The sequence below is a fragment of the Paenibacillus gallinarum genome, assembly GCF_014836635.1.
GTDB classification, from domain to species: Bacteria; Bacillota; Bacilli; order Paenibacillales; family Paenibacillaceae; genus Paenibacillus; species Paenibacillus gallinarum.
In genome coordinates this window covers 941,889-954,514 of sequence record NZ_JACSQL010000001.1, presented here as the reverse complement: position 1 = coordinate 954,514, position 12,626 = coordinate 941,889, and the positions used below count along the sequence as shown (strand labels likewise).

14 protein-coding genes are annotated in these 12,626 nt (G+C 40.4%); 5 read left to right on the top strand and 9 right to left on the bottom strand.

The genetic code is table 11. The features are described from left to right. Window positions 1-19: 19 nt before the first annotated feature. From H9647_RS04645 to H9647_RS04625, 5 genes are all read right to left on the bottom strand, one after another. On the bottom strand, window positions 20-295 hold the full coding sequence (locus H9647_RS04645; protein ID WP_191798528.1) for a WXG100 family type VII secretion target: 276 nt from the start codon (window positions 293-295) through the stop codon (window positions 20-22). 243 nt (window positions 296-538) lie between these two features. Then, the gene (locus tag H9647_RS04640; RefSeq protein ID WP_191798527.1) at window positions 539-1,054 is read right to left on the bottom strand and encodes a WXG100 family type VII secretion target; all 516 of its coding nucleotides are present in this window, start codon (window positions 1,052-1,054) and stop codon (window positions 539-541) included. Window positions 1,055-1,060: 6 nt separating this feature from the next. Further along, window positions 1,061-1,888 (bottom strand): hypothetical protein, encoded by an 828-nt coding sequence (locus H9647_RS04635; RefSeq protein WP_191798526.1) that lies wholly within the window; start codon window positions 1,886-1,888, stop codon window positions 1,061-1,063. A 16-nt stretch (window positions 1,889-1,904) separates the two neighbouring features. After that, on the bottom strand, window positions 1,905-5,894 hold the full coding sequence (essC, locus tag H9647_RS04630; RefSeq protein ID WP_191798525.1) for a type VII secretion protein EssC: 3,990 nt from the start codon (window positions 5,892-5,894) through the stop codon (window positions 1,905-1,907). 18 nt (window positions 5,895-5,912) lie between these two features. Beyond that, window positions 5,913-6,263 (bottom strand): hypothetical protein, encoded by a 351-nt coding sequence (locus H9647_RS04625; RefSeq protein ID WP_374705804.1) that lies wholly within the window; start codon window positions 6,261-6,263, stop codon window positions 5,913-5,915. A gap of 371 nt (window positions 6,264-6,634) precedes the next feature. Here H9647_RS04625 and H9647_RS04620 point away from each other — a divergent pair, with 371 nt between their 5' ends. Then, the gene (locus H9647_RS04620) at window positions 6,635-6,874 is read left to right on the top strand and encodes a hypothetical protein (protein WP_191798524.1); all 240 of its coding nucleotides are present in this window, start codon (window positions 6,635-6,637) and stop codon (window positions 6,872-6,874) included. Window positions 6,875-6,956: 82 nt separating this feature from the next. Here the strand turns inward: H9647_RS04620 and H9647_RS04615 are convergent, their stop codons facing one another. From H9647_RS04615 to H9647_RS04600, 4 genes are all read right to left on the bottom strand, one after another. Beyond that, a complete protein-coding gene (locus H9647_RS04615) occupies window positions 6,957-7,127 on the bottom strand; it encodes a hypothetical protein (RefSeq protein ID WP_191798523.1) in 171 nt (56 codons plus the stop codon). A gap of 125 nt (window positions 7,128-7,252) precedes the next feature. Then, the gene (locus tag H9647_RS04610; protein ID WP_191798522.1) at window positions 7,253-7,780 is read right to left on the bottom strand and encodes a GNAT family N-acetyltransferase; all 528 of its coding nucleotides are present in this window, start codon (window positions 7,778-7,780) and stop codon (window positions 7,253-7,255) included. Window positions 7,781-7,830: 50 nt separating this feature from the next. Next, on the bottom strand, window positions 7,831-8,859 hold the full coding sequence (locus H9647_RS04605; protein WP_191798521.1) for a DUF4367 domain-containing protein: 1,029 nt from the start codon (window positions 8,857-8,859) through the stop codon (window positions 7,831-7,833). Continuing rightward, the gene (locus H9647_RS04600; protein ID WP_191798520.1) at window positions 8,823-9,431 is read right to left on the bottom strand and encodes an RNA polymerase sigma factor; all 609 of its coding nucleotides are present in this window, start codon (window positions 9,429-9,431) and stop codon (window positions 8,823-8,825) included. The genes H9647_RS04605 and H9647_RS04600 overlap by 37 nt, the downstream gene beginning before the upstream one ends. Window positions 9,432-10,416: 985 nt before the next feature. On the opposite strand from H9647_RS04600, the gene H9647_RS04595 reads away from it, so the two are divergent. Genes H9647_RS04595 through H9647_RS04580 form a run of 4 tightly spaced genes read left to right on the top strand, consistent with a single transcriptional unit; the run spans window position 10,417 to window position 12,454 of the window. Next, window positions 10,417-10,614, top strand: coding sequence for a hypothetical protein (locus H9647_RS04595; RefSeq protein WP_191798519.1), 198 nt, complete (start codon window positions 10,417-10,419; stop codon window positions 10,612-10,614). A 1-nt stretch (window position 10,615) separates the two neighbouring features. Next, complete coding sequence (locus tag H9647_RS04590) at window positions 10,616-10,987, top strand: GntR family transcriptional regulator (protein ID WP_191798518.1); 372 nt, start codon at window positions 10,616-10,618, stop codon at window positions 10,985-10,987. Window positions 10,988-10,992: 5 nt separating this feature from the next. Continuing rightward, a complete protein-coding gene (locus H9647_RS04585; RefSeq protein WP_191798517.1) occupies window positions 10,993-11,859 on the top strand; it encodes an ABC transporter ATP-binding protein in 867 nt (288 codons plus the stop codon). Continuing rightward, window positions 11,852-12,454, top strand: a complete 603-nt coding sequence (locus H9647_RS04580; protein WP_191798516.1) for an ABC-2 transporter permease — start codon at window positions 11,852-11,854, stop codon at window positions 12,452-12,454. Before H9647_RS04585 ends, H9647_RS04580 begins: the two co-directional genes overlap by 8 nt. Window positions 12,455-12,626: the final 172 nt, after the last annotated feature.

Sequence of the window (12,626 nt, the reverse complement as noted above, 5' to 3'; positions counted from 1 at the left end):
AAAATCTTGTGACAACAGATTAGCGAGATTGGTCAACGGAACGGAATTTCTGAGCAATCGCGGTAAGTTCTGTACTGATGCTATTCAAGGTTTGAACAAAACTTTGCATTTGTTTGCTTGCTTCCTGAAACTCAGTGAAGAAGCGTTGTTTTGTCATCCCTTCCCATTGACCTTCCATACCATTAATGGATTGAGTCAAACTAGAAACGATCTGTTGACTTTGCTCACCGCTTTGTTTAAATTGATTCGCTACTTGATCCACTTGCTCCGGGGAAATGAGAATGCGACCTGACATAGAATGATATTCCTCCTTATTATTCTTCAAAATTTAGTTAATTCCTGAAAAAATTGTACCAAAATGGCTTTAGAGCTGTCTAAAGTCATTGGTCCTAATTGTAAATAAACCCCATTCAGCAAGAATGAAACTTCCGCAAACAAAGAGTTGGTAAAGGTTTTCCTTACTTATTAGTTCATCTGTAATTCTATATTTACGCAAATGAGAAGCTAATCGCAGCTAATAAAAGTTAAATAGATTCTATTAACCCGCCTTTCCTCCTATAGCTGGGTCCTTAAAAATCCAACCTCTTGGATTTGTTTCAGAAGCTTGGAGGAGCACTCCTATCCCATTTCCATCATCAGAACTAGCCGATTGATGAATTGCCATTAAAGCAGATTTCGGGTTAGATACCGCAAAAGATGTCAGCTCGTTATTTCTTAAAGAAGTAATCTGTTGAGATTGCAGCATGCGCATTGGTGAGACATTAGAATAATCAATATAAGATAAAACGGTATGATAATCTTCGTCTGCACGAGTAAAATCTTCTGCCTTCCGCGACAACTCGGAGCTAAATCTCTCAAGCTCTGTTTCGATATACGAAGCCAGCTGCTTTGATCTCATCCATTCATAAACGATACCTTCATGAACAGCTGTATCTCCCTCGATAGTACTGAGAGCTCTCTCCAAAACAACAATAGTTTGCTGAATTTGCTCCGCCGCGAGCTTCAATTGACTGCTAAGCGTTCGAAGCACATTCGGTTCCACACGAATGCGCATAATGCATCACCTTTCTTCTTGATCTAGAGGCTGATTCAGCCAATCGAAAAGCATTTCCTTAAACTGTTCTTTCGTTGCCGGAGAAGCAACGAGCCAATCCCCTTTTCCCATCGTACTCATACGTAACAACCAATTAACGGAAGGACCAGATATAAACGCAGCAGATTGAGATTCCCACTCCTGTCCGTTCCAGACAAGCAGCTGAAATTCTCCTTCTGTCTGCTTTTCTATAATCGTTTTAGCAAGTGCGTGAGCTCCTTGCCTGTCATGACAATCTTCTGCAAGAGCTTGACTGAGTGAGTCCAATTCCTGGTATTGCTTTATATTCTCATAAAACTTTTTCTTTGAGAACATTAATGCAGGAATATTTTCACTTATTTTCTCTTGACTCCATTTAATTTTATCGACAACAGCTTCACATGCCTGTTCTACGTTACCAAGATCGGATAATTGGTAGGTTACCTGCTCTTCTTGTGTCGGGGTCACTTCCACTACGCGCTCATTTGTGCAGTGCAGGTACCCTTCATAACTACTACCTTTATCTTCATATTGAAAACGGAATGCTCTAGAGGATAATCCTGCAATGGCAACTCTTGAGAACACGGTCGGTGTCATCGTGATATCACTGGAGCCTTCATCTTGAATCAAGTAACCTTTTTGCAACAAGGCTTCCTTAACCTTATCCCATTCCTTAACAATATCTTCTGTTAAATAACCTAGAAAAGGATCATCAATGCCAAGCAATCGGTCAGATCCTAAGATTCCGGCCAGAAAAAACAGTTCTGTTCGTTCCAATGTTACTACCTTCTGTTTGGAATGATGAACCGTCAACATTATGAGCCACCTCCCTTCAAACTACAACATGCCATCGGTCACGAATTTTTCTAATCCATTCAGCACATTCTTTGGTGTTATTCCATGGCAGAGCAGCTTTAATCCTAGAAAACCTTCGTTTTACATAGTACCCTTGGCCCGGCGGAAGGACTTTTAGACCATTCGATGCCGCGCTCGATTCTGAATAAGGTATACGGAAGGAGGATAAATCATTAGGGTCAAGCGTACCAAATAACAATCCACTTTGCGATGCTTTTACATCCGTCACCCAATCAGCCCCAAAGGTTGGAAAGTCGGCAGCTACACCAGACAACACTACATGTACACCCCGGTCTCTTCCCTGTCTTACAATTACACCAAGCTGATCTTTCATTGAGAAATCATTCATCTGTTTTGCTAAAGTATCCGCATCATCAATGAACAAGACAATCTCAGGTCCACAAGTATCAGAAGATAGTTTCATCACTCTCTCATATACCTCTTGGATGAGAGGAGCAAGCTCCTCTTCCCGGGCCGCGTGTTTATAAACATGCGGCAGATCTTTTAGTTGACCTAGTCCGTGCTCTCCATACCTCGTATCAATCGTATACATATTTAACTGTTCAGGCGAATGATGATAGGCAAGAGATAACATCCAAGTCATTAAAAAGCTGGATTTCCCGCCTTCCATGGGACTTGCCACCATAAAGTGCGGTCCTTCTCTAAGGCTAATATGAAATAAGGAAAGATCGTCTGTCATAAGTCCCACAGGGACTTTATAAATAGCCGTTTCCTCTTGTAGTCTGTCCTCTCCAGAAAGAAGCTCCGAGAGCGTTACTACATCAGGCAGCGGTTCGATTTGTGGAACCTCCGGTCCCAAATACTGATTATTGATTTTTTGAATACGCATTTTCAGCTGTTCTGCCCGCTCTGATTCCTCTCTTCCTCTAACAGGAAGAGCTACTTGGAATTCTAGCGGCGGGGTCTGCCCTTTAACAAGGGCTCTGCCTGGCGGATAACCATTCGGCACCCGAGAAGGTCTTCCAACTGCATAATAATAATCACTTGGATCTGCCATTTCAAAAGAAATCGCATTCGAAATATTACTTCTTACTTTTTCAAAAATGTCTGTGATCCGATTCGCAGTAATTACGAATGTAATACCTAGGCTTGCTCCTTCTCTTAGCAGAATCTCAAGTTGTTCATTCTCATCGGGGTAGGAATTGCGGAAAGATAAATATCCATCGATAACAACAAGAACTTGTGGGATTCTTTGTCCCGTTCCTCTGCGGAAAGCAGAGATGGTTTTGACACCTGCATCTGCTATCATCTCTCTTCTTTGCATGAATACTTTGGACAAGTAACGGAATAAACGTTTAATCCGATCATCATCCTCTGCAGTCATTACACCGCCGATCTGAGGTAAATTTTTGAATTCTCTCATCATGCGGCCCATATCAATGACGTATCCATGCCATGGACTGTCGTTATCCTCGGCAAGTGACATCAAGAGAGTTTGAACAAACGTTGTTTTTCCGAGACCCGGCATACCGTAAATCGCATAATGTCCAGAATGAAGTGAGATTCGCAGTGGCACCTGTTTTTGATTCGGCAGATCATCCAGTAATCCTACGACCGGTTCCCATGACATTCCTTCGCCTGCCTCATCCGAGGTCTTTGATCCTTGAGATGTAATCTCATCAAGCTCGATCAGTTCAGGTAAAGGTGGAAGCCAAGGACCCTGTAACCGTTTGATTCCCTGCTTTTCAGCCATCTCTGCAATGTAATCTATAAATACCTGGAGCTGTTTAGAAGAACCCTCTGATTTCATCATCGTTACTCGTTCTCCCGTAAGCAAAGGTTCCCTTTTGCCATTCAGTCTCACTTCCATCAGCGGAAGAGATGAAGCACTATCTTCCTCGCTGGATGTATAAGGTGCTCCGCTCCAAGCAAACTGCATTTCCTCAAATACTTCATCACTACCAACCTGAAAATAGCCGCGTCCGGGCTTTGTAATCCAGGCTGCATTCGGTATTTTTATCATATCCCGGCTATCGCCTTCACTTTGAACTCGCAGACAAATGCGGAATCTTGAGTTACTCCATATTTTATCATCGACGACACCTGCTGGTTTCTGAGTAGCTAGGATTAGATGGACGCCCAAGGTTCTGCCAATCGCAGCAATACTGATTAGTTCATCCATAAATTCAGGCTGTTCTCTCTTCAGCTGAGCAAACTCATCAATAATAATGACGAGATGCGGCAGGGGCTCTGCATGATGAGAACCAAGCCATTTATAATACTCATCTATATGTTGTAAATTTCCTGCATCATTAAGTAGTTTCTGTCTTCGAACAAGCTCTGCTCGCAGTGAAATTTTAGCTCTTTCTATTAATGATTGATCAAGATTCGTAATTGTACCTACCACATGAGGCAAGTTATTGAATGTGTTAGACATTCCTCCGCCTTTATAGTCGATTAGCATAAATGCCAGATCATGCGGATGAAACTCAGAAGCAAGCGAAGCTACAATCGATTGAATAACCTCACTCTTCCCTGAACCTGTTGTTCCTGCGATAAGTCCGTGAGGACCATGGCCTTGTCTCTCTATTTTATCATGTAAATTAATATATACGCGTTTTCCGCCTGCGCGTACTCCCATGGGAACAGGCAGAGTATTCGGATGACGATTTCCAGCCCATCTGGATTCGATATTCAATTGCTCGACTCTCGAAACTTCCAGCATATCAAAAAGCGGAAGCAGCGGCGGAATATCCGAGGCGGATGAACGTTTCAATCGAAGCGGTGCCAAGTGCCTTGCACTAATTTCCGCTTCTTCTCTGGTCATTCGATCAGGAACAAAGGATTGATGTATGACATCTGCCTGCTCCGTTTTTTTGGAGTAACTGCCTTGTTTTTTCCCTGCTTCAACCACAAGCTGACAATGCATAGGCAGGTATTCTTTACGTGAGGCAAGAATGATAGTACATGTAGTGACCGTCTCAGCATCTTCTAGAATGAGGGGAAGTAAAGGTTCCTCTTCAATGATGTCTCTTTCTGACAACAACACCACATAGCAAGGAAGATCGGGACTTTTCTTTCCTCTTTCTTTTCGAGTCATTTTACGGCGGTGAAGTAACGTATATAGATGGTCGGCTAACTGGTGCACTCCGCTGTGCCTGTCAGCCATATACCTTTGATCACGTTCGTCATCCCAAAAATGAGGAAACCATCGCATCCATTCCCATTCATCCGCCTCTTTGTCTTCATAAAAAGCGGCAAGCTTCATTTCATCAGGAGAATGTCTCGTGGTCAGCTGCGTAACAATTACCCGTAGCATAGACAACACATCTTCTCGTTCGCCGACGATTCCTACCACTTTTGATTCATAGATAGGAAGAACAATGGATGCGTCTTTTACCATACGGAAATCTTCTGCCAGTTCATGTGCTGCCTCAATCAGCGGTTCTTTCTCATACCCGTCTTGTCTAGGCGGTACTACAGAAATACGAAACGGAACCTCTCCGGTTCCTGCACGTACTTGTAAGAAATCATCATCCTCAGGAGACCGTTCCCATAGGGAACTGTGTTTGTTCTTAACGATTTGACAGCAAACTTCAGGGTCACCATGAATTTCATGCATTATCTGTACCTGACGGTCGGCTTCCCGTGTAAGCTCATCCCGATGTTTCTGAAGTTCAGATCTATACATCTGATCTCGCTCTTCAATCTTTCGCTTATAGTCCTTCTTATTACCTAAATATACGAAAAATGGAATCGTATAGGTCATCAGCATCATCGACATCATAACCATCTGAATTGTCATATAACTGCTGTTACTGAGTTTCCCTGACTTACTTAAATAGAAATACAAACTAACCGTAACGGCGGTCATTACGATCGGTATAATAATAGAAATGAGAGAAAAGGTCGGTTTATTCGGTTCAACCGGAGGACGTAAAATCTCCACGGTTTCTTTTTTGAGCACTTCTTTCATACGGGGGGAACGCTGGTACAAAATATTCATGAAAGTTCCTCCTCTTGGCTATGTATGAGATCCTGTTTGAAATAAAAGACGTTTGCCAATAACGGGTGCCTCTTTATCTGTTGTAGAGAACGTTTTTTGTAATCGAACATAACTTCCTTCTCGAAGCCCGGTTTCAGACAGCAGCTTCGTATCCGGCAACACAAACCAATGGGAACCTGGAAATTTAGCTTCTACTATATATTGAACATGATCTTGTGGAGGCTCATTAAAAATTCGAACAGCAAGCACTGATTTCACGTATTGAATTGTGCTTTCATCCGGAACTTCTAAGTCAAGCCACTCTGTCCCCTGTCTGCCTTGTACCACTGTGAGAATCATTCCATTCACACCCTTTTTGACTATGTCCATCGTCCTAAATCATATTTCACCTGTATTAATGACTAAGCACATCCTATAATCTATCATATTTTCTTACAGATGATACTTAATTGCAATGTTATGATTTCATTTTTAAAGCTAAATACCTAGTTTCAACACAGGAATCTATTACTATTGACTTACTTATTTCCAATTTTTACCCCTAAAAAGAATATTTATCGACATCATTTTTTAATGTTTCTACAATCGAAATCATTAGTTGCTCACAACCAAATTGTGAACACTTTGCAAACATTGGTGTTCTTTATGTTTACATAAGCTTATTTTAAGGTAATTTTAAGCAACGGAATATAGTATTAGCAATATGAAATAACTCTAGTAATCCAGTTGAGGTGATTTCAATGAGAACATTAATCTTTTTTCAAGACAAAAAAATCCCGGTTTACTTTAACACAGAAAACAAACAACCTGTTCAAAAAACATTAAAACTTCTTAGCAGTGCTTTAGAAACAAAGATTAACCACGGTAAACGTGCATTACAGAAATGTTTAAATACGCTGATTAGTATCGAGATTATTGGTAGTGAGGCTATTTTGCACAGCATCAGTGAGAATGACACACTCGCACTATCCCTTTATTAAGGGGTGGTGCTTTTCTCTGTAGAGAGTTGCCCAAAGAAAAGAGGACCTCTACGATTAGAAGTCCTCAGACAGCACCTTTTCATTAACATACATAATTATATGCAAATACTGATTTACGCCGACTCATCAGCTCCTCCATTTGTTCTGCCATCTCAATTCGAATCATAAACAGCTCTAAAAGATGCTCTTTCGTATGCTCTTCTTCGCAACTATTTAATTTCCTGATTATAAAACGGTCTATGGAGTTGGACATACGTGACAGCCTCCTTCTTCATTTGGTATTTCCCAAGTGACTGCAAGATACGTGATGTTCCGGTACATCAGGATTACCCATATATTTACATCATTGAAACAATTACTCTACGTTTTGCTTTATTTTTATTTCTGTACTTTTAGACGATCTAGATGATCCCATCCATAAGCAATTTCCCCGAGTTTTACACTGCCGATCTCTATCTCTTCACGGCCTTTAGGGACTCCACCAAGTTTTTCATAGAAAAACCGATAGCGATTATCCTCTAGAGCCCACAAATAGGTGGATTTATATCCTTGATCTGTTAGAAAACTTGTGATTGAAGACATGAGTAGTTCTCCAATGCCCTGTCTTTGATATTCTTCGAGTAAATAGATAGCATAGATTTCACTATCAAAAGGCATACTTTCCAGTCGATTGAGTCCTCCACTCACAAAGCCTACAATCTGACCTGCCTCGTTCTCAGCAACAAATATTTTGCTTCCTTCGTTTCCTCCATCTAGCTGCTTTTCCCATAGTAAAGTGCGTTTTGCAACAGATAAGTTATCTAGATACGAATCTGGAACGATTCCTTTATACGTTGTTCTCCAACTGTTCACATGAACTTCAGCAATCTGAACGGCATCTAATTGTATAGCTGAGCGGATTCTCATCTTCTTGTTTCCTTCCTGATCTGAATGGGTGTTTATGTAACCTAAACGAATTAATGTACGAATTCCTCCGCTATTTTCAAGAAATCTTGCTTACTGAGCTTGCTATTCTTCGTGTCATGTATATGATAATAAGCCCCTGACGTTTCATCGATCCATTTGATCACTTGATGGGAGTTGTCTCCTTCATACTTCAAGTAAAGAATCTCTTTTCCATTTACTAGACCTTTTTCGGCAGTCATCCCTTCTTCTTGCTGCACCTCTTGTTTAACACCATCCGTAAAAGAAGCCAGGACCGTCACATAATCCTCTTTATTTTCCCCTCTCCTATAATGTAAGGAAATTGACCTTAACTGTTCAGATTCCAGTGTCTTTATGAATAATTTTTTGTCTGTTTGATCCGCCTTCGCTTCCTCGACCAAAGTAGTCTGAATCTTCCAATATCTCTCATTCGGAGTACCATCTGTATTATATAATTTTGGCATATCTAAATAAATCCCGCCAGATTTAAAAGAATATCCTTCCATAATTGAACTTGGTATATGAGTGATTGGAGAGTTCAGCTTCTCCGCTTCTAGCTCTAAAGTAGGCAGAGTATAGTATTCGATCTGATTTCCTTGAAAACCGAGCAATCCCCCGTCAGGACTAACTTCACTTATCAAATGATTAATCATATCGTCTTTTATGTAGTAAGCAATAGGCTGGCTTGGAAGAACGGAACGTTGCGCTTGACTCATGTATGGAGAAGATAACTTATGTAACAGTTCTACTTTATCAATCCGTTCCAAAGGAGCTGTTGTCTCAAGCAGTATTTTTCCATCCTTTGCACGAAATTGTAAAAATTCAGTAGCAGCATAAGCGGTAAAGGACAGCAGTATTACGATTAGGAAAGCTCCAAAAGCAGAAACGAGAGTCCTAGACGCTCTCTGCCCAGGAAGTACAAATCTTGTTTTTGAGCGGTAGGTAGAAACGGTGCCTTCACTGATTTGATTCATAACCTCAGAACGTACATCAACCTTATAATCTATTCTTTTTTCGTAGGTTCTCAGCTTCTTTTCCAAATGGTCTGAGTGACTTCCCATTCATTTTCCCCCTTGCTTTCCTCTATCCATTTCTTAAGCTTCTGCCTTGATCGACTATACCTCTTCTTCACTGATTCCATTGACTTGTTCACAATAGCAGAAATCTCATTAAAACTTTTATCTTCAAAAATATACAGAATGACGATGTTCCTTTCATCAGCTGATAGTTTATGAAGTGCCTTTTCCAGCGGTTCGCTGAATATCCATTTCTCTAGTTCCTGCTCAGGGCCGTCTGAAAGATATTTCTCACTTCTAAACAAAGGTGCAATCCGGTGTAGTAAACGAACTCTTCTGATGACATTCAGACAGTGATGATAGGCAACCATGTATAACCAAGACTGAAAATGTGCTTCGTCCCGATAGTCTTTCAGATTTTGATATGCTTTTATTAAAATCTCTTGAACAGCATCCTCCGCATCTTGTCGGTTTCCGAGTAATCTCCAGCAATACATAAATATTTTTTGTTGATATATTTCTACAATAAATAGATAAGCTTCGCTATCTCCTTCCCTTACCCGGTTAATTACACGAAGCACTTGATCGTCTGCAGGATGTTCACGGTATTCATCCATATTCCCCCTCCTCTCAAGCTCTACTATTTTCAATCTTATAAAGTTAGAACACATGAGCACCCAAAAAAGGGACAATTTCAAATAAAGAAAGAAAAGCCCGGTTTCATCCCACACAACGTAACAAAGTGACTCCAAGGAATAAGATCATTCCGAGATCATAGTGACTTTTGGCTTTGGCTGGACCCTTACTTCTCCGAGTCTACTACGTCCAGACAAAACAAGCGGAGCATGAGCACGGAAGGAACGTTTCTCAACACTACTATCAGTAACGCTGAGCACAAGTTATCTGTCTTTAGCTCCATTGCCATTTACCCACTATCTTCTTATTCACATAACAAATAAAAGGCAGCTATTTACTAGCCTGCTCTCCTCTTTCTTCTATGACTCGCTGTTTACCCGAAGGACACAGCGACGTCCATTACCCCTACCTCGTGAGGAGGATGCTTTGCCCGGTTTTACCTTACAACGTAACTTCAAGGAATAAGATCATTCCGAGATCATAGCGACTTTTGGCTTTGACTGGACCCTTACTTCTTCGAATCTACTTATGTCCAGACAAAACAAGCGGAGCATGAGCACGGAAGGAACGTTTCCCAACACTACTACAGTAACGCTGAGCACGATATACCCGTTTTCCTACTCCTCCCTACAACGTGACTCCAGGGAATAAGATCATTCCGAGATCATAGCGACTTTTGGCTTTGGCTGGACCCTTACTTCTTCGAATCTACTTTCGTCCAGACAAAAACAAGCGGAGCATGAGCACGGAAGGAACGTTTCCCAACGCAAAACAGTAACGCTGAGCACGGAAGGAACGTTTCCCAACACATATAAAACCACAATTCTCTGAAAAAGGGAATATATGTATAAAAAGAGTTGCATGAGGTTATATAATTGAATATAATGTAACTACCGTATATATACAATATTCAGAAAGGCGGATACATTTATCGCTTTCCATCACACATTGAGGAGGAAAGGAATAATGAAACATGTCTCCATTAAAGGCGTTATTTTTGTCGTAATAGTCGTTCTTTTAAAGGTGTTTCAGGATGCGATACCAAGAATTAACGATCCGACAACGAATATAATAGTATTTTTATTATTTGTAATATTCGTTAGTGTATATGGATTGTCTAAAGTTAGAAAAAGCAGTTCTGTAAAAACAAAGAAGAGGGATTAACATGCAAATAATTCTTGCTAATAGTTCGAAGGAGCCGATTTATGAACAAATCATGAATCAAATTAAATCGTCTATTCTATCAGGTGATTTAAAAGATGGAGCTGCGTTACCTTCTATGCGCCAACTCGCAAAGGATTTACACATTAGTGTAATCACAACAAAACGCGCCTACGAGGAATTGGAAAAGGCAGGCTTTATATATTCCATTGTCGGCAAAGGTTCTTTTGTCGCAGAACAAAATTTAGAAGTTATTCGAGAGCGCAAGCTTACGGCGATCGAGGATCAGCTGAGTGCAGTCATCATGAATAGTAGAGAAATTGGTCTATCTCTCGATGAATTACAACAATTATTGAAGATTTTATATGAGGAGTGAAATGAGTGGAAAATACCGTTGAATTAACAAATGTCTCGAAAAATTTTAAAGGTTTTTCCATTAAAAATATGAATTTGCAGGTGAAACAAGGCTTTGTAACAGGCTTTATCGGCGCAAATGGTGCCGGTAAGTCGACAACGATCAAAATGATCATGAATTTATTAAAACCAGATGATGGGGAAGTTAAGATTTTTGGGTTAGACTACAAGGCACATGAGAAGGCCATTAAGGAGCGCATTGGGTTTGTATACGATGGTAATGTGTTTTTTGAAGGGCTGAACTTAAAAGATATCAAGCGCATTGTTGGTCCTGCTTATAAAAACTGGGATGATGCCTTGTTTTATCAATATCTAGAACAATTCAATTTACCTCTTAATAAAGCGATAAAAACTTTTTCTAAGGGGATGCAAATGAAGGCATCATTGGCGATTGCCCTGTCCCATCATGCAGAGTTGATCATTATGGACGAACCAACAGCAGGCTTAGACCCTATTTTTAGACGAGAGCTGCTGGATCTTTTACAAGAAATAATGATAGATAGTAGTCGCACTCTTTTCTTTTCAACGCATATTACCACAGATTTAGATCGTATCGCAGATTATATTACGTTTATACATAACGGAGAATTAGTATTTAATAAGTCCATTATTGATATCGCTGAAAACTATGCGCTTGTGAAAGGCGGCATGGATTTGTTAGATCGAGACACGGAAAAAGCCTTTGTCCATGTGCATTCTGCCCCAACTGGATTTGAGGCATTAACGGATAACATTAAAGAAGTGAAAAACATATTTGGGGATTCGGTTGTCATAGAAAGAGCTTCTTTGGAAGACATCATGTATTACATGAAAGGAAGTAAAAGCTATGTTTAATTTAATTAGACGTGACGCAATCCTACAGAAAAGACAGTTATTCGTTTTTATGCCTTTTATCTTATTCTTTATCGTGATGAACTCAGATCCAGCATTTATTTTTCTAGTTGCGAGTATCTTTATCCCCTTTAACGCTTATGCCTACGATGAGAAAGCAGAGACGAATATTTTGCTAAATTCTTTGCCGTATACACGTAAGCAAATTATTGCATCCCGCTACCTAGGTGCGATTGTTTATATGGGCTTATCCATTGGAGTTTCAAGTATAGCTTTATTTGTTTTAGATAAACCTTTTACGATTACTGATGTTGCAATTGGCAGTAGCTTGTTCTTAGCATTTGTGGCGCTAACATTCCCTTTATTTTATATATTCAAAGGCAGTATCACAGTAGTTATTCTCATTACATTTATTGTCTTATCAGGCGCCGCGCCGCCTCTTGTAACGTTTTTAGCTGAACAATTACCAACGATTACCGACTTTATCGTCAGCTTATCTACCCCAGCTTTGTATATGGGAGTGGCAAGTGTGATCGTGCTCCTTTACGCGGTCTCATGGAGCATTACAACGGTAATTTACCAACGAAAAGCGTTCTAAATTAGATTTCCGTATTTGTACTTTAATTGTGTATGCATTCCGAGATCATAGCGACTTTTGGCTATGGATAGCCCCTTACTTCTCCGAGTTTACTTACGTCCAGACAAAACAAGCGGAGCATGAGCACGGAAGGAACGTTTTCCAACACTACTATCAGTAACGCTGAGCACGG